This is a genomic window from Pseudomonas sp. N-1-13 (assembly GCF_057787095.1).
The window spans coordinates 3,186,537-3,203,695 of record NZ_JBYNRI010000001.1 but is presented as its reverse complement, the minus strand read 5'-3'; the positions used below and the strand labels follow the sequence as shown (position 1 = coordinate 3,203,695).

Here is a 17,159-nt window from a genome sequence, read left to right as displayed (position 1 = left end):
GACCAATGGAACGCCAATCGATTGTTCAGGAGCACGCTCATGCGCATGACGTTTCTAGGGGCGGCCGGCACAGTCACCGGCAGCAAGTACCTGCTGGAGCATGACGATCAACGCATCCTGATCGACTGCGGGCTGTTTCAGGGCTACAAACAATTGCGCTTGCACAACTGGGACCCCTTCGAACTGCCGATGCGTGACCTGGACGCGATCGTGCTGACTCACGCACACCTGGACCACAGCGGTTACCTGCCAGTGCTGGTGCGAAACGGTTATCGCGGTCCGGTCTATGCCACGTCGGCCACCTGTGAGCTGGTCAAGATCCTCTTGCTCGACAGCGCCCGCTTGCAGGAGGAAGAGGCCGAATACGCCAACCGCAAGGGGTTTTCCAAGCATGATCCTGCCATGCCGTTGTACACCCGGGAGCATGCCGAGCGGGCACTGAAACTGTTACGCCCGATAGCGTTCGATCATCCGGTGGATATCGCCCGTGGGGTGGGGATTGTGCTGCGCCGCGCGGGACACATCCTGGGCGCAGCCACGGTGCAGGTGCAGGCCGCTGGCGTTACGTTGGTGTGCTCCGGCGACCTGGGGCGCCCCGAGGACCCGGTGATGTTTGCCCCGCAAACCATCGAGCAGGCGGATTACCTATTGGTTGAGTCCACCTACGGCGACCGGAGGCACCCAAGTCAATCGCCCGAAGATCAACTGGCTGACGTCATCACCCGCACCGCATTGCGCGGCGGCATCACCTTGGTGCCCTCGTTCACGGTCGGTCGGGCACAACTGCTGATGTATCACCTGTATCGCCTGAAACAGCGGATGGCGATCCCGGACATCCCCATCTACCTGAACAGCCCCATGGCCATTGATGTAACCCGCTTGTATCAACGCTTTGGCGATGAGCATCGTTTGTCCAGGGAGGAGTGTGAGGGCATGTGCCACATCGCGCACCCGGTGCGCTCGGCCAGGGATTCCATGAACCTGGACCAGCAACGCACCCCGGCGGTGATCATCGCCGCCAGTGGCATGGCTACCGGAGGGCGGGTGTTGTTTCACCTCAAGAGCCTGGCGCCGAACCCGATCAATACCTTGTTGATGCCAGGTTTCCAGGCCGGCGGGACGCGTGGCGCAAGGATCGTGGCGGGTGAGCCTGCGGTGCGCATCCATGGCAAGGACGTGCCAATCAACGCTGAAGTGGTGCCGATGCAAACATTGTCCGCCCATGCCGATGCCGATGAAATCATGCAATGGTTGCGCGGCTTCAAGACACCGCCCCGGCATACCTATGTCGTACATGGCGAACCCAACGCGTCCGATGTCCTGCGCCATCGCATTCGCGATGAGTTGGGCTGGTCAGTATCGGTGCCGGAGTATCGCGACAGCGTAGAGCTTTGAGGCCTCCTTCGCGAGCAGGCTCGCTCCCACAAAGGTCCTGAGGTGTACGCGGTATTTGTGTTCATCACCGCCCCTGTGGGAGCGATCCTGCGCGCGAAGCGGCCCATCAGCTTCAACAACACATCTAAATGCACAGGCAAAAAAAAGCCCCTCGTCGTTGGCCGGCGAGGGGCAGGGTGCACAGCGTCAGTCAGCCTTGATCGGCACGACTTTTTCCGCTTTCAGCGCTTCCGGTTTTTTAGGCAGCGTCAGGGTCAGCACGCCTTTGCTGAACTGAGCTTCGATCTTGTCGCTATCGATGCCTTTTGGCAGGTTGAAAACCCGTTCGAAGGAGCCGTAATGGCGTTCGGACAGGTGATAACCTTTTTTCTTTTCTTCCTTGGCTTCTTTCTTCTCGCCCTTGATGATCAGGTTGCCATTGGCGAGCCGGATTTCGATGTCTTTCTGATCCATGCCGGGCAATTCGGCTGTGATTTCAAAGCTCTTTTCCTTCTCGCTGATGTCCACGGCCGGCAGGCTCGTGGAGAACTCCCTGCGCCAGAATGGCTCGACATCGAACAGTCCGCGACTGAAAGGAGAAAGACCTGTACCCCGGTTGAAGTCATCGAACAGGTGATCCACCTGCTGACGGAGTTTTTCCAGTGGATGCCAAAGGTCATTCTTGGCCGGATGTTGAGTGTTGTCTTGGGTATCGACCGGCATTTTTTTCACTGAATTGGACATTTGATTTTCCTCTTTGGTGATGTCCGGGCGGGACTTGGCATCATTGCCAGGGACCGGTTCCGGACGGGTCAATGCACGCTTGCAAGCCTTACAACGAGAGCTGGCCGAACCAGAGCATCCAGCCGGCGAAAATCGCCGCCACCCAGATCACCAGCAGCAACCCCCAGCCGAAACCATTGAGCGCATGCCCGGTCCTGGCCCGTTGCGCGCTGAGGTAAATCAGCGAGCCGGGGGCATAGAGCAGGGCGCTGAGCAGCATGTAGCGGGGGCCGGCGGCGTAGAGCAGCCAAATGCAATAGGTGGTGGCGACCAAGGCGATGGCCATGTCGCGCAATTGCAGGGCGCGGTGCCCGGCGTAGGTCTGGCCTTGCCAGGTCATCTTCAGCGCGTACAGGCCGCTGAACAGATAAGGCAGCAGGATCATCGAGGTGGCGAGCGAGATCAGGGCCAGGTAGCTGGCGCTCGAATACAGCGTCAACAACAGGAACAGCTGAATGCAGCCGTTGGTGATCCACAGCGCGTTGGCCGGCGCGCCGTGCTGGTTTTCCGAGGCCAGCGCGCGGGGCATGACCTTTTCCCTGGCCGGCGTGAACACCGATTCCGCTGCCAGCAGGGTCCAGGCCAGCAGCGCACCACCGACCGACACAATCAGGCCGATACTGATCAACACCGCACCCCAAGGACCGGCCACCGCCTCCAGAACACCCGCCATGGATGGGTTCTTCAGGGCAGCCAGTTCAGGTTGTCTGAGGATCCCCAGAGACAGGAGCGACACGGCAATCAGCAGCAGCAACGTCAGGACGAAACCGATCACCGTGGCCCTGCCCACATCCGCCCGGTCGGCGGCACGGGCGGAAAACACGTTGGCACCTTCAATGCCGATAAAGACCCAGACCGTCACCAGCATGGTGCTCTTGACCTGATCCAGGGTACTACCCAATGCCGGCGTGCCCCAAAAGTCGACCATGAAGGTGTCTTTGGAAAATCCGGCGATCACCAGGCCGATGAACAGCAGCAAGGGCACGACTTTGGCCACGGTGGTCAGGGCGTTGGCCTTGGCCGCTGTGCGCATCCCGCGCAGGATCATCCAATGCAACGACCACAGCACCACCGACGCACCGGCAATCGCGGCCTTGTTATTGCCTTCGCCGAACAAGGGAAAAAAGTAACTGAGCGCCGCGAACAGAATCACCAGATAACTGACGTTGCCAATCCACGCACTGATCCAGTAGCCCCACGCCGAATTGAAGCCCAGGAACTCACCCCCAAGCGCACGAGCGTAGGCGAACACGCCATTATCGAGTTCCGGTTGACGGTTGGAGAGTGTCTGATAGACCAGGGCCAGTGACAGCATACCCACGCCAGTGATCAGCCAGCCGATCAGGATAGCCCCGGCACCCGCGCTGGAGGCCATGTTCTGGGGCAGGCTGAAAATGCCGCTGCCGATCATCGAACCCACCACCAGCGCAACCAGCAGGCTCAATGACAGGCGTTTGGGTTCGACCTTTCGCAAACTGCCGGCCAAAGGATGAGGTTTGACGGCCGGGATGACCGGCTCAGTGCCTTGCAGGTGCGTTGCCATGATTGAAGCCTCCACGAGACGAAGGGGTCGACGACCTTCGCCGAAGCGAAGGTTCTAGCGCTGGTTATTAATCTCTGCGTGAAGAGGCTGGGGAGCATTGATTTAGATCAGAGGTTATGCAGGGCGTGAAACGATGAACTGATGAGCCTGCGCGACACCGGCAAGGGTTGATACCGGAGCGCCACAAACAGCAGCGCTGCGCAAGGCATGTTGCGACAGCGCATACCGTTGGACGATATTTCAATCATTGAGCGGACGATACCGACGTTACTCGTCACGTCTCCAGTCGACGCTCAACCCGTACACATCATCGCTGTACCTGTAATCACAGTCTCCTTTGAAGGCGGCTTGGAGTGCATGACCCAGACGATTGGCGAGATGGATGCCGGTCGTGCTTACAATCAGGTCACCTGCCGAATCAGTCAGACCGATGATGCGTTCAAGGGCATGATCGGCCTTTTCCTTTTTCTCGGTGTTTTCGATCAGGTGGATGATTTCATCCCGGTGCTTTTGCAGAAAACTGCCCGATAGTGTGAGTGTTCCTGCTGGCATACCGTCATTAATGCGACGGCAGGCTGGGCACGTCACCGTCTGCGCATCATGAATTACGGTGTTTTCGGGACGTCTCCATGTCCAGTTACCCGCCTGGTATGTTGCATCACACTGTGGGCAGACGGCGGACCCTTCAAGCTTGGGCAGGCAATAAGGGTCATGGAGGGAGGGTTTGAACAGTTTGTTCTTTTGACTTTGTTGATACTTGTCCATGGGCATTGGTCCTTGCGTCGGGGTCATTGAAAGTGCCACGCAACGTGGATTCACCCATCCATTTGGACTCGGTTTGGCACCGTACAAGTTGATCTTTATCAATTGCAACGCAAGCGCGTCGACCGTTGCTCGCTCGGCTTTGCAATGTCCAGCACGGCCTCGGTCAGGTTTTGACTTTGTTGATAAACCTCAACGTTCCTGGGGCGATTTCAGAGAAGCTGCAAGAGAACATATCCAATGCTCAAGCAGAGGGAGGGCGATCTGATGGCTCACAGCAAAATTGTGTTTCGTGCTGCCGCGCGCGAGAAAATCCTCAGTGGTGCAACGCAGTTGGCCGATGCCGTACGCGTGACGCTGGGGCCCAAATCAAAATCGGTGTTGATCCAAAACAAATGGGGCAATCCGACGGTTTGCAATGATGGCGTGACAATCGCCAAACGCATTGACCTGCTGGACCCCGAAGAAAACCTGGGCGCCCAGATGCTGCGTCAAGCGGCGGAACGCACGGGGGATGCGGTAGGGGACGGAACCAGTACCGCCACGATATTGGCCCATGCAATCCTGGCCGATGGCATACGCAACGTCGTTGCCGGGGCCAGTGCGGTCGACCTCAAGCGCGGCCTGGATTGCGGTCTGGCGCTCGTGGTGGCATCGCTTGCAGCTTTGTCACGACCCGTAAGTACCCTCAAGGAAAAGGCCCAGGTCGCCGCGTTGTCGGCGCATAACGACACCGTCGTCGGGCAACTGGTGGCAGACGCTCTGGATAAGGTCGGTGTGGAAGGCGTCATCAGTGTCGAGGAATCCAAAACCACGGAAACGGTGGTCGAGGTTATGGAAGGGATGCAGTTTGACCGGGGGTATGTCTCACCTTATTTCGTCACTGACACCGAGAAGATGCAGGTTGAGCTCGATGATGCCTATTTGCTGCTCTGCGACCACAAAATCGGCGTGCTCAAGGACTTGCTTCCGCTGCTTGAACTCCTGGCAAAAAGTGGACAACCACTGGTGGTAATCGCAGACGATATTGAAGGTGAAGCGTTGACCACGCTGGTCGTCAATCAGATTCGGGGTGTACTGCGAGCGGTGGCGATCAAGGCACCTGGCTTCGGTGACCGACGCAAGGAGATGCTTCAGGACATGGCCGTTCTGACGGGCGGGACATTGGTCTCCAATGAGCTGGGAATCACCCTCGAACAAGTAGGACTGGAGCAGTTGGGTCGAGCCCACCGAGTCGTGGTGCAGAAGGACAGCACTGCGCTGATTGGAGGCGCAGGTGCACCGGAGGCCATCGAGGCGCGCTTGCAGCAAATTCGTGCGCAAATGGATAGCACCTCCAGTGATTATGATCGTGAAAAGCTTCAGGAGCGCCTGGGTCGGTTGTCCGGAGGAGTAGCGGTGATCCGGGTCGGAGCACCCTCCGAAGCCGAGATGAAGGCACGCAAGGATGCCTTGGATGATGCCATTTGCGCGACCCGCGCAGCGATCGCCGAGGGCATTGTTCCCGGTGGCGGCCTGGCGCTGCTCAAGGCTGTGCCGATCCTTGTCGCCGAGGAGGATCAGCACCAGGGTGATGTCAGGACAGGCCTGCAGATACTGCGCCGGGCGTTAGAAGCGCCGGCCAGGCTGATTGCCGAAAACTCGGCGGTGGATGCGGGCGTTGTCGTTGCTCGCCTGCTGACGGAGACGGGAAGTATCGGCTTCGATGCTTCCACCAATTGTTACGTCGACATGTATGAAGCGGGAATCATTGACCCGACCAAGGTTGTGCGTATTGCCCTGGAAAATGCCGTTTCAGTTTCCAGCATTTTATTACTGACCGAAGCCACTTTGACCGATATTCCAGAAGAGCAATCATCCGCCCCGCCAGCCTTTGCGCAATGAGATATCCGTGCACCGCAGCTCGCGTTGTGTGGAATTTGACATAAGTCAACGCCAAGATCGCGGCTTCAGAGGACGCTGAATCAGCGTTGATGCAGCGATACATCAACGACGACATAGCTGGCCAATATGAGTGTGTTCTCAGCGAAACGACAGGCCTGAGCGCCTGGGGAGGCTTCCAATGAGTCAGAGTCCCTCAATGCAAACAGTGTGGAAGGACCGCAGCGCAGCGGGGCAAGGGCTGGTGGAACATTTGTTCAAATACGCCCATCGACCCGATGTCATCGTCCTGGCCTTGCCCCGCGGCGGAGTTCCAGTGGCTTATGAAGTGGTCACCGCTCTGCACGTGCGCCTTGATCTGATGCTGGTTCGCAAACTGGGTGTGCCGTCCAACCCTGAGTTCGCGATGGGCGCCATTGCCAGTGGTGGCATACAGATCCTCAATGACGACGCTCTTCGTGCCCATCCGATTGATCAGCCCAGTTTCGACGCCGTGGTTGCCCGGGAAACCCGGGAGCTGTTGCGTCGTGAGCAGGCGTATCGAGGCACTCGTGAGCCTGTACAACTCAAGGACCAGGTGGTCATCCTGATTGATGACGGTCTGGCGACGGGGGCCTCGATGATGGCAGCGATCCACGCGGTCCGCACGCAAGGGCCTTCGCGCGTTGTGGTCGCCGTGCCGGTTGGGCCGCTTGAAACAGTGGAGGCGCTACGCAGCGAAGTGGATGAGGTGATTTGTCCGCTTATTCCTGACTGGCTGGTTTCCATAGGCTATTGGTACAAGGACTTCCCTCAGACATCCGATGAAATCGTCATCGATTTGCTGCAGCGGGCCTGGCAACGGGAGTCGACCGCCGCGTCTCAGGGGTAGAGCGGCAGGACTGCGAACGGGCTCACACGCCAAATGGAAACGTCTCGTCTTCCGGCTCCAGCTTCTGGCTTTTCGGCAGTGCCAGCGCCGCTACCGGCTGTGTCTTTTCGATCCAGACCATGGCATCGAACTGTTCACTCAGGACTGCTTCGAAATAGTGGCTGTCACGCTCGGTTTCGGGACGATAAATCACCCCGATAGCCCGTTCCAGCATGGGTTTTGAGAGTGCGCGGCGCAGGTCCTTGCGCTGCGGATCTCGCCAGTCGGTCAATGAAGCCGGAACGCCGGCTTTGAGAAACTGATGCTCCCAGCTGTCCGGGCGCGAAGGTCGAATGTCTTTGATGAGCATGGCGCCGTCCCAGTCATCGGCCGCCGCCACCTGGCCACGGTCAGTGCTCATGCCGATCAGGGCGACGTCGCGCCCATAGGCGCTGCGGCATAGCTGGCCGATGTTGAACTGGCCCTTCCAGCCCATTTGCGTGGCAGCCGCGTTGCCAATGTGAGAGTTGTGCGCCCACACCACGGCTTTGGCTTGAGGGCCCCGGTGTTCCAGCAATGCTTGCAGGGTGTTGAACATGTGGCGGTCACGCAGGTTCCAGGAGGCGGTCGAACCTCGATAAATTGCCCGATAATACTGTTCCGCCGCCTGCACCACGCGAGCATTTTGCGTCGCGTTGAAGAACGCCTCATCGTCCTTGATAAGTCCTGCCAGATGTTCGGCCAGCATGCTATTGAGCTGCGCTACCACGGCATCTTCACAGGGCATCACCCCACCGCGCTCGACAAAGTGGCCATATAGCGCCGGATCATCCTGCCAGGGTGTCAGGCAGCCATAGCGACGTCGGGCTTCGCTGGCCAGTTGCGGGTCGACGCGGTCCAGGTAATTCAGCACCTCATGAATGGAGTTACGCAAACTGTAGATGTCCAGGCCGCGGAACTCGACGCGATCTTCGGGGCTGCGCGGGTGGTTGAATTGATGGAGCCAGTGGGCAAATGTCTTAACTTCAGTGTTGCGCCACATCCAGGTCGGAAATCGGCTGAAGATGTGACGCTTCCACGCCGAGGGCGCGAGCCCTCGGACATATCGATCAACATGCGCCGCATCCGGCCAGTCCGCTTCAACGGCGACGATGTTGAACCCATGCTGTTCGATCAACCGTTGGGTGATGGCAGCCCGGAATCGATAGAACTCGCTGGTGCCGTGGCTGGCCTCACCGATCATCACGATACGCGCATCCGCGTAGCGATCGAACATTTGTCCAAAGCCCGGTGCATCCGGTTCCGGTAGAGGTTCGGCGTAGTGTTGCAGGACCGGGGCAATGCTGGCCTCTTCAATGGGGTGGGGTGAACCATACAGCCCATCGAGTGTGTGTTGCGAAGGTGTGTTCATGTTCGTCATCCGCTAATCGTGGGTGCGTGCGTCAAAGGTTGCACAACCCTTACCACGGGGCGCTTGAGCGGTAGGAGCGGTGCAAATTCTTCAGGGGTCAAGGTTTCCCTTTCCAGCAAAAGACGCGCGCCGGCGTCCAGATCGCCCCGACGGCTTTCAAGCAGCGTCTTGGCTCGTTGATAGGCTTCATCGAGCAAGGCGCGAATGGCCAGATCGACCTCTCTGGCCGTTATTTGCGAATAATCCCTTTCTGCGACTTCCTGCATGCGTTCGCCCAGGTAAGTGGCACTTTTACGTTCCAGCACCGCCTGACCAAGCTCGGCACTCATGCCGAACCGGGTGATCAGTTGGCGAGCGATATCGGTTGCATGGGCCAGATCATCGGCAGCCCCGGTCGATATCTGGCCATAGGCCAGGAATTCGGCGGCGCGGCCGGCCATCAGCACGACAATGCGGTCCTTGAGCATCTGGCAACTGATGAGGAAATGGTCTTCGGTGGGGCGCTGTAACGTGTAACCGAGCGAACCGATGGCACGGGGCACAATCGAGACCTTGTGGACCGGGTCCATGGCCGGCAGGTTGCTGGCGGCCAGGGCGTGGCCCATTTCGTGATAGGCCACCACCTGGCGTTCATCAGGCAACAACAGGCTGCTCTTGCGTTCAATTCCGGCGACGATGCGTTCCACGGCCGCGGTAAAGTCGTCGAGGCTGACGGTTTCGGCGCCGCGACGAGTGGCAACGATGGCGGCTTGGTTGACCAGATTGGCCAGGTCAGCGCCGGTGAAACCGGTGGTGATGTCAGCGATGCGCTCGCTGTCTAGATCCGGCCCCACGACGATTTTCTTGAGGTGTACCTTGAGGATCGCCTGCCGGCCTTTACGATCGGGGCGATCGATCAGAATCTGCCGGTCGATACGGCCGGCACGCAGCAATGCCGGGTCCAGGACCTCGGGCCGGTTGGTCGCGGCGAGCAACACAACACCCTCTCGAGGGTCGAACCCATCCAGTTCCGTCAGTAATTGATTGAGGGTTTGTTCTTTCTCGTCATTGCCACCCCAGGCGCCGACGCCGCGCATCTTGCCCAGCGCATCGAGTTCATCGATAAAAATGATGCAGGGGGCTGCCTGCCGTGCCTGCTCGAACAAATCGTGCACGCGAGCGGCACCGACACCGACGAACATCTCGACGAACTCGGAGCCCGAAATCGAGAAGAAGGGCACCCCGGCTTCTCCGGCGATGGCTTTGGCCACCAGAGTCTTGCCTGTTCCCGGCGGGCCGACCAGCAGCGTACCTTTGGGTATATGCGCCCCCAGCCGTGCGTATTTCGCCTTGTCCTTGAGAAAGGACACAATTTCCACCAGCTCGACCTTGGCTTCGTCGATTCCGGCCACATCGGCAAAGGTTACTCCGGTGTCCCGCTCGACGAATACCTTGGCGCGGGACTTGCCGATGTTCATCAGGCCGCCCATGCCTTGTTTTTCCGCCAACCCCCGGAACATGAAATGCCAGATCACCATGATCAAGCCGAAGGGCAGTAACCAGCCCAGCAAACCACCCAGGAAGGTATTCTCGCTCACCCCGGTAAAACCGACACCCGAATGGGCAAGATCCGTCGCCAGCGCAGGATCCACCCGTATAGTCGAGAACAGGTTATGACCGGCGATCGGCTCCTGCAGTTTGCCGCTGATCCGATCGTTTTCCACCCGTAGATCGCTGACCTTTTGCTCGTTGAGCAACTGCAGGAACTGGCTGTAGGGAATGACCTGGACCATGGGGCGTTCGAAAAACAAAAACTGCGCAAGGCTGAACACGACCAGGGCGACCAAAAAATATGACAGGTTCCATTGGTGGGTTTTTTTCATGGCCTCGGCTCAATGACGACAGCAGATGGAAATACAGCGAATGGATCACCGCAGAGACGGTTCTCTGCGGGCCTGCGACTCAGACAAGCAACAGGTGATCGTCCACCTCTCTGACCCCCGGCACCGACCAGGCCGCCCGTTCCGCGATTTTACGCTGGCGCCATAAATGGACTTTGCCTTCGAGCCTCACCACATCCCCATCGACCTTGACGTGAATTGCCTTGGCATCCACTTCGGCATTGCGTTTAAGGGCCTCTTCGATACGACGCTGGATGTTGCCCGCGTCCACTCGAGGGCGCAGGGTTAGCCGATTGTTCACGCCCACCACGCCGGACAGCTTGAACACGGACCGCTCCACGCTTTCTTTCTGGTATTGCCATTCCACTTCGCCTTCCAGGCTGACCCAGCCGTTCTGCACGATGACTTTTATGTCGCCTTCAGGAACGTCGCAGCTCCAGTTGATGATCTTCAAGGCGCGATTGGCAATGGTGTCGTCTGCGGTGCCGGCGTTTTTATTCAATCGGACCTGGATTTCCTCAGCTACGGCGCGCACGCCCTCGATGCTTTTGACGGCGCGTTCAGCGCTGATCTTTTCTGCATAACTGCCGACATGACCGGAAAGGGTGACGACGCCATTGTCCACGGCCACGCCAATATGGGCTGCGTTGAGGTCGGGTTGGAATTCCAGTTCTTCCAGAATGGTCTTGCGCAGGGTCAAGTCGCTCATCGTGGCGTCCTCCAGGTAATGCGAAGCGGGCGGGGCTATCAGGGCCCGGTCTGCTTTTTCTACGCCTGGGTGATGCCGACACATTGAGCTAAATCAACAAGGGTGTAAGTGGGTCAACGCGCTGTCGGGGCAACGGCCTGTGATTTGATGAAAGTCAGCAGGGCGGTCGACCGTGTCAGCGGGGCGGGCGATCAGGCGACGGGCAGGTGATCAGTGATGCAAGCGCCTCGAGAGGGTTTCACCGCTCTGAATGACGATGGCAACCGGCCACTTTTTGCTTGAGGCCGGGCAGGTCCAGGATGGTGACGTTGCGTCCATGCATTTCTACCAGTTCCTCTTCTCGCAGGTGCGCGATACCCCGGCAGATCGTTTCCAGCCGCAGGCCCAGATAAGAGCCGATAGCCTCGCGGCTCATGCGCAAGATGAATTCCCTGGAGGAGTAACCGCGCATGTTAAGTCGCTGAGACAGGTTCAGCAGAAACGCCGCAAGACGTTCATCGGCATTCATGTTGCCAAGCAACAGCAGCATGCTGTGGTCGCGCACGATCTCCTGGCTCAGGAGCTTGTTGAGGTTGTGCTGTAAAGAGGGCAAATCGTGGGCAAGTTTTTCCAGGTTGCTGAAAGGAATCGGGCAAACTTCGCTGTCTTCCAGCGCTATTGCATTGCAGGCGTAATGATCGGTGCTGATGGCGTCCAGACCGAGCATTTCGCCTTGCATCTGGAAACCGGTGATTTGTTCGCGTCCGTCTATCGACAATACGCTGGTCTTGAAAAAGCCCAGCCGCACTGCATACAACGAGCGCAGCGGATCGCCGGTGCGGTACAGCGCCGTGCCTTTTTTGACCTTGACCCGCTGGGAGATCAAGGTGTCCAGGCGCTCGACTTCGCCGCCCGTCAGCCCGATAGGCAGGCACAGCTCAAGCACGCTGCAGTTGGAGCAAGCGGTTTTAAGGGAATGCACGCGCAGAAGTCGTGCTTCTGATTCGCTCATCGGAATAAACTCCTTTGCTGGAGCAATCATAGAAGATCAAACCCGTTGCGCCTGTAATTTGTCGTATATAGATATACCGGCTGTCATGTTTCAATCTGCAAGCTCAGGTCTTGAAGCGAATGGTTCGACAAACACGAGGCCGACTACACTCAATTGCTGCTCTTCAGCGCGCTAGAAAAGATCCCTGTCCAGTTCAAACACCGAACCTGTTGAACTTTCATGAACTAGCGCGGTGAATAGGGATCTAGACCTCCAACACAACGGCTCTATGAAATATATCCGAACCCGCATTCAGAAGGATTATCCGAGCTGGAATCACCGACTCCGGCCATAAAACCGGGGGCGATGGGGAGCGTGGGCGTTTCAGCCAGGCGGATTGAGGATTACCAGATGTCGAACATTGAAGAGCTTGCCGTGGAGGTTTGCGCTCCGAGCGAGTACCAGAGCCTGCTCACCCTGGGCGCGAGCGCGCTCGACGCCATACCGGGGGCGGTATACCTCTGTGATCACGAGGGTTGGCTCGTCAGGTACAACAGTGAAGCGGCCGAGCTATGGGGCAGGACGCCCATTATCGGGAAAAACGGTGACCGCTTTTGCGGCTCGCACCGGCTTTTTTTACCGGATGGCACGCCGCTGGCTTTCGAAGACTGCCCCATGGCTTCGGTGCTTATTACCGGCGCTGCGACACGCAATCAGGAAGTGATCATTGAGCGTTCGGATGGAACGCGGCTTATGGCGCTGGTGAACATCCGGGCCCTCAGGGATCGGCGCGGGGCCATTCAAGGGGCGATCAACTGTTTTCAGGATGTCTCGGCGCGTCATGCGATGGCCGAAGAGCTTCGTCGCAAGAGTGCCGACCTCGAGGATTTTTTTGAAAACAGCGCGGTGGGGCTTCACATTGTCAGCAACGCGGGCATTATCCAGCGTGCCAACAAGGCCGAGCTGAACATGCTGGGCTATACGGCTGCCGAATATATCGGCCGCCACATTACGGAGTTTCATGTGGATGAGCCCGTTATTGGTGACATCCTCAATAAACTGGGCAGCGGCGAAAGCCTGGACAGCTACCCGGCGCGGTTGAGGGCCAAAGACGGCACGATCCGGCATGTAGCGATTACCTCCAATGGGCGTTTCGAGGACGGTAAGCTCTTTCACACACGCTGTTTCACCATCGATGTCACGCTCGCCCAGCAAATGGAAAGCCAGATTCGCGAAAGCGAACGGCATATGCGCAATCTTCTCGAGGCTCTGCCCGCTGCGGTTTATACAACCGATGCACAAGGGCGCATCACCTTCTTCAATCGGGCGGCTGTCGAATTGTCTGGCCGAACCCCACAGTTGGGGGACATGTGGTGCGTGACCTGGAAAATATTCAATACCGATGGAAGCGCGCTTCCCCACGACCAGTGCCCGATGGCGGTGGCCTTGAAGGAAAACCGCCCGATACGTGGTGTCGAGGCCATTGCCGAACGGCCGGATGGCACTCGTGTGCCGTTTGCGCCGTATCCCACACCGCTGCATGACGCCGATGGCAATCTGGTGGGCGCCATCAACATGCTGGTGGACATCACCGAGCGAAATCAGGCGCAGAACCGGCAGAAGACCCTGATCGACGAACTCAATCATCGGGTCAAGAACACCCTGGCCACCGTGCAATCCCTGGCGGCACAAACGGCGCGCAATGCCGAGGATGCGAACGACGGTTACAGGCGTTTCGAAGCCAGGCTGCTTGCGTTGTCCCGGGCTCACGATCTGTTGACCCGGCGCCATTGGGGCCATACCCCGCTGGGGTCCCTTGCCCATGAAGTGCTGATGCCGATATTTGGCCAGGAACCCAGTCGAATCGTGGTGGAGGGCGACCCTGTCGACATCGGCACCCGCGTTGCGCTCAACCTCACCATGACCCTCAATGAACTGGCGATCAATGCACTGAAATACGGCGCGATGTCAGTAGAGACGGGCACGCTTTCAGTGAAGTGGGTTGTGCAACCACAATCCGATGGAATGCTACTGACCCTGGACTGGCGCGAGCAGGGCGGGCCACGGGTGGCCCAACCCAAGCGGGAAGGGTTGGGTTCGCGTTTGATGAAGCGCTGCATCGAGCGCGATTTGGGCGGGACATTTGACCTGACCTTCGACCCGAAGGGCGTTTGCTGCCGAATCTCGTTTCTGATCCAGGCGTCCAGTCCATGAGTTCGTTCCCCGGAGTCAGGGTGCTGCTGGTTGAGGACGAAGGCACCATCGCCATGCTGGTCGAGCAAATGCTGGAAGAGCTCGAATGCGTGGTGGTGGCGTCAGTGGCACGGCTCGCTACGGCCTGCGAAGTGGCGAATCGGGTGGCAATTGACCTGGCCATTCTCGATGTCAACCTGGCCGGTGAGCGGGTTTTTCCGGTTGCCGAAATTCTCCAGGCGCGCCAGATTCCGTTTTTATTCAGCACCGGATACGGTGCCAGCGGGCTGCCGAACGAGTTCGCCCATCGTCCTGTGTTGCACAAGCCATTCTCCGAAAACGAGTTGCAACTGAAGATCGCTCTTGCGCTGGGGCGCTGACCTTCAGCGATGAGCGGGCACGCTGTCCGGCCCTGGTGATTCCCCGCAGGCGCCCAGGACGTGTTCATTCCAGTTTATGAAACAGTGGATTGCAGTTCGTGCGTATTCCTCCCCAATCCCTTTGGGAAGAAGATAACCCCACCTGCAATGCACCCTCGGCAAGAGGCGTAGCGCAGTCCCCCTGACCGTAGCGTCTTAACGCAGCCTGCAAGGCTGCGGGCGCGAGGAGTAGCTGATGGACGAAGCCGCGAAACCACAATCCTCACCCTGGCATGAAGGCGAACTGACCTTGCAACGCTCGGTCGGTGCGGTCGACATGATGACCAGCGTCGGCCAGCGACAATTGGCGCGCAACTGGATGCCGGACCAGCACCGGGAGTTCTACGCACAGTTGCCTTTCGTGGTATTGGGCGCCGTGGATCGGCAAGGTGACGTGTGGGCGACCCTGCGCACCGGCAAACCCGGTTTCATGAGCTCACCTGATCCGCAAACCCTGCAGATCGATCTCAAGCCACAACCCAGCGATCCGGCCCAGGAGGGCATGGGCGAGGGGGCTGCCATCGGCATGCTGGGTATCGAATTGCACACCCGTCGGCGCAACCGCATGAACGGCAACATTCGCCGTCTGCTCGATCACGGGCTGGAAATTTCCGTCAGCCAGGCCTATGGCAATTGCCCTCGCTATATCAACCTGCGCCAATATTCCTTTGTCCGCGAACAGGCCGGTGACGTTCGGCACCTGGTGGCAACGGACCCATTGGCTCGACGCCTGATCACGGCGGCTGATTCGTTCTACATCGCCACCTATGTGGAGCGCGACGGCGAACGGCAGGTCGATGCGTCCCACCGCGGCGGCAAGCCAGGTTTTGTGCGCATGGACGAGGACGGCACGCTGACCATCCCGGACTTCTCTGGAAACCTGTTCTTCAACACCCTGGGCAACATCCTGCTCAATCCCCGCGCAGGCCTGATCTTCGTCGATTTCAAGACCGGCGATCTTCTGCAAATGACCGGTTCCGCCCAAGTATTGCTGGACGACCCCGAAATTGCCGCGTTCCAGGGCGCCGAGCGGCTGCTGCGCTTCAAGCCGCAGCGCGTGGTTTACCGCCAGGCCGCGATCCCGTTGCGCTGGAAGGACCAGAGCGCGGGTGACTCGCCCAATTCATTGATGACTGGCAGTTGGGAACAGGCCGCCGAGCGCTTGCAGGCCGAAGCCCTGCGGACCCAATGGCGCCCATTGCGCGTGGTTCGTGTGGTGGATGAGAGCCACAACATTCGCTCTTTCTACCTGCAAGCAGCCGACGGAGCGGGCGTGCCCCGGTTTGACGCCGGCCAGCACTTGCCCGTGCGGATTTCGCTGGAGGGGCAGAAAGCCCCCGCGATTCGTACCTACAGCGTGTCCAGCGCACCGTCGGATGATTTCCTGCGCATCAGCGTCAAGCGCGAGGGCTTGGTCTCCTCGCATCTGCATGACCGGATTGAGGTGGCGCAGCAGATCGAGGCGCGAGCGCCCCAAGGGCATTTCACCGTTCAGGCCGCTGAGCGGCGGCCCTTGGTGCTGCTGGCGGCGGGCGTGGGTGTGACGCCGCTGTTGTCGATGTTGCGCGAGGTGGTTTATCAGGGCCTGCGCATGAGTCGGATGCGTCCGGTCTGGTTGGTGCAAAGCGCGCGCACGGTAGCCGACCTGGCATTTCGCGAGGAAATCGATGAGCTGGTCAAGCGTGCCGCAGGTAAGGTAAAGGTACTGCGCCTGGTCAGCCAGCCACCTACGGACGGTGCGGGGCAAGGCTACGACGCGACGGGCAGGATCGATGTGGAACTGCTCAAGCAACTGCTGGCGCTCGATGACTACGACTACTACCTGTGCGGGCCCGGCAGCTTCACCCAGTCGCTGTATGACGGATTGCGCAAATTGCGCATTCCAGACGATCGCATTCATGCCGAAACCTTCGGCCCATCCACACTGGTACGCGACGCCGAAGTCAGCGTGCCCGCGGCCCCGCAAGTGCCTGCATCGAGCGAGTCGGTGAAGATCCTGTTCGCCAGCTCCGGCAAGGAGGCCCGCTGGGAACCGGGCAGCGGGACCCTGCTGGAGCTTGCCGAAGCCCGGGGCCTGAGCCCTGAGTTCAGCTGCCGTGGCGGTTCGTGCGGCACCTGTAAAACCCGGCTAAGCCAGGGGCAGGTGCATTATCTGAACAGTCCGGCCGAGCCGGTTGCCGAAGATGAGGTACTGATCTGTTGCGCAGTACCGGCACAGGGGAGTGAGACCGTGGTTCTGGACGTTTGAGCAGGTGCTACACCCTCGCCAAAAGAGCAGCTTTTTGATCGTTCCCACGCTCTGCGTGGGAATGCATCCCGTGACGCTCTGCGTCACCTTCCAGAAGCGGAACGCGGAGCGTCCCTGGCGACATTCCCACGCAGGA

General features: G+C 59.1%; 13 protein-coding genes. 6 read left to right on the top strand and 7 right to left on the bottom strand.

Going from position 1 to position 17,159, the window contains the following annotated elements; translation table 11 throughout:
• Positions 1-39: 39 nt before the first annotated feature.
• Positions 40-1,395, top strand: a complete 1,356-nt coding sequence (locus AC3I65_RS14430) for an MBL fold metallo-hydrolase RNA specificity domain-containing protein (RefSeq protein WP_487777030.1) — start codon at positions 40-42, stop codon at positions 1,393-1,395.
• A gap of 186 nt (positions 1,396-1,581) precedes the next feature.
• Here AC3I65_RS14430 and AC3I65_RS14425 read toward each other — a convergent pair whose 3' ends face one another.
• The 3 genes from AC3I65_RS14425 to AC3I65_RS14415 all read right to left on the bottom strand — a co-directional run bounded on the left by AC3I65_RS14425 (position 1,582) and on the right by AC3I65_RS14415 (position 4,465).
• Positions 1,582-2,118: an Hsp20/alpha crystallin family protein gene (locus AC3I65_RS14425; protein WP_047225871.1), complete on the bottom strand. Its 537-nt coding sequence runs from the start codon at positions 2,116-2,118 to the stop codon at positions 1,582-1,584.
• 88 nt (positions 2,119-2,206) lie between these two features.
• Complete coding sequence (arcD, locus tag AC3I65_RS14420) at positions 2,207-3,700, bottom strand: arginine-ornithine antiporter (RefSeq protein WP_488523912.1); 1,494 nt, start codon at positions 3,698-3,700, stop codon at positions 2,207-2,209.
• Positions 3,701-3,967: 267 nt separating this feature from the next.
• The gene (locus AC3I65_RS14415; protein WP_488523911.1) at positions 3,968-4,465 is read right to left on the bottom strand and encodes a BCAM0308 family protein; all 498 of its coding nucleotides are present in this window, start codon (positions 4,463-4,465) and stop codon (positions 3,968-3,970) included.
• 264 nt (positions 4,466-4,729) lie between these two features.
• On the opposite strand from AC3I65_RS14415, the gene groL reads away from it, so the two are divergent.
• Together groL and AC3I65_RS14405 are read left to right on the top strand one after the other, a co-directional pair.
• Complete coding sequence (gene groL / locus AC3I65_RS14410) at positions 4,730-6,346, top strand: chaperonin GroEL (protein WP_488523910.1); 1,617 nt, start codon at positions 4,730-4,732, stop codon at positions 6,344-6,346.
• Between the two features lie 178 nt (positions 6,347-6,524).
• The gene (locus AC3I65_RS14405) at positions 6,525-7,214 is read left to right on the top strand and encodes a phosphoribosyltransferase (protein WP_047225681.1); all 690 of its coding nucleotides are present in this window, start codon (positions 6,525-6,527) and stop codon (positions 7,212-7,214) included.
• A gap of 22 nt (positions 7,215-7,236) precedes the next feature.
• Here AC3I65_RS14405 and AC3I65_RS14400 read toward each other — a convergent pair whose 3' ends face one another.
• The 4 genes from AC3I65_RS14400 to fnr all read right to left on the bottom strand — a co-directional run bounded on the left by AC3I65_RS14400 (position 7,237) and on the right by fnr (position 12,184).
• Positions 7,237-8,604 (bottom strand): erythromycin esterase family protein, encoded by a 1,368-nt coding sequence (locus AC3I65_RS14400; protein ID WP_488523909.1) that lies wholly within the window; start codon positions 8,602-8,604, stop codon positions 7,237-7,239.
• Between the two features lie 5 nt (positions 8,605-8,609).
• Complete coding sequence (gene ftsH / locus AC3I65_RS14395) at positions 8,610-10,466, bottom strand: ATP-dependent zinc metalloprotease FtsH (protein ID WP_488523908.1); 1,857 nt, start codon at positions 10,464-10,466, stop codon at positions 8,610-8,612.
• A gap of 79 nt (positions 10,467-10,545) precedes the next feature.
• On the bottom strand, positions 10,546-11,193 hold the full coding sequence (locus AC3I65_RS14390; RefSeq protein ID WP_076384342.1) for a BON domain-containing protein: 648 nt from the start codon (positions 11,191-11,193) through the stop codon (positions 10,546-10,548).
• 238 nt (positions 11,194-11,431) lie between these two features.
• Positions 11,432-12,184 (bottom strand): fumarate/nitrate reduction transcriptional regulator Fnr, encoded by a 753-nt coding sequence (gene fnr, locus AC3I65_RS14385; protein ID WP_419417102.1) that lies wholly within the window; start codon positions 12,182-12,184, stop codon positions 11,432-11,434.
• 354 nt (positions 12,185-12,538) lie between these two features.
• Between fnr and AC3I65_RS14380 the strand changes: the two genes are divergently transcribed.
• The 3 genes from AC3I65_RS14380 (at position 12,539) to AC3I65_RS14370 (ending at position 17,023) form a co-directional block, all read left to right on the top strand.
• Entirely contained in the window at positions 12,539-14,377 is a 1,839-nt protein-coding gene (locus AC3I65_RS14380; RefSeq protein ID WP_488523907.1) for a sensor histidine kinase, read from the top strand.
• On the top strand, positions 14,374-14,736 hold the full coding sequence (locus tag AC3I65_RS14375; protein WP_076384348.1) for a response regulator: 363 nt from the start codon (positions 14,374-14,376) through the stop codon (positions 14,734-14,736). The genes AC3I65_RS14380 and AC3I65_RS14375 overlap by 4 nt, the downstream gene beginning before the upstream one ends.
• 235 nt (positions 14,737-14,971) lie before the next feature.
• Positions 14,972-17,023, top strand: coding sequence for a 2Fe-2S iron-sulfur cluster-binding protein (locus AC3I65_RS14370; protein ID WP_488523906.1), 2,052 nt, complete (start codon positions 14,972-14,974; stop codon positions 17,021-17,023).
• Positions 17,024-17,159 lie beyond the last annotated feature (136 nt).

Bases quoted from the DNA above. Each gene is read 5' to 3' on its own strand.
- AC3I65_RS14415 (WP_488523911.1), bottom strand. From the start codon at position 4,465: ATGGACAAGTATCAACAAAGTCAAAAGAACAAACTGTTCAAACCCTCC.
- arcD (WP_488523912.1), bottom strand. From the start codon at position 3,700: ATGGCAACGCACCTGCAAGGCACTGAGCCGGTCATCCCGGCCGTCAAA.
- AC3I65_RS14400 (WP_488523909.1), bottom strand. From the start codon at position 8,604: ATGAACACACCTTCGCAACACACACTCGATGGGCTGTATGGTTCACCC.
- AC3I65_RS14375 (WP_076384348.1), top strand. From the start codon at position 14,374: ATGAGTTCGTTCCCCGGAGTCAGGGTGCTGCTGGTTGAGGACGAAGGC.
- AC3I65_RS14425 (WP_047225871.1), bottom strand. From the start codon at position 2,118: ATGTCCAATTCAGTGAAAAAAATGCCGGTCGATACCCAAGACAACACT.
- ftsH (WP_488523908.1), bottom strand. From the start codon at position 10,466: ATGAAAAAAACCCACCAATGGAACCTGTCATATTTTTTGGTCGCCCTG.
- fnr (WP_419417102.1), bottom strand. From the start codon at position 12,184: ATGAGCGAATCAGAAGCACGACTTCTGCGCGTGCATTCCCTTAAAACC.
- AC3I65_RS14370 (WP_488523906.1), top strand. From the start codon at position 14,972: ATGGACGAAGCCGCGAAACCACAATCCTCACCCTGGCATGAAGGCGAA.
- AC3I65_RS14390 (WP_076384342.1), bottom strand. From the start codon at position 11,193: ATGAGCGACTTGACCCTGCGCAAGACCATTCTGGAAGAACTGGAATTC.
- AC3I65_RS14430 (WP_487777030.1), top strand. From the start codon at position 40: ATGCGCATGACGTTTCTAGGGGCGGCCGGCACAGTCACCGGCAGCAAG.
- AC3I65_RS14405 (WP_047225681.1), top strand. From the start codon at position 6,525: ATGAGTCAGAGTCCCTCAATGCAAACAGTGTGGAAGGACCGCAGCGCA.
- groL (WP_488523910.1), top strand. From the start codon at position 4,730: ATGGCTCACAGCAAAATTGTGTTTCGTGCTGCCGCGCGCGAGAAAATC.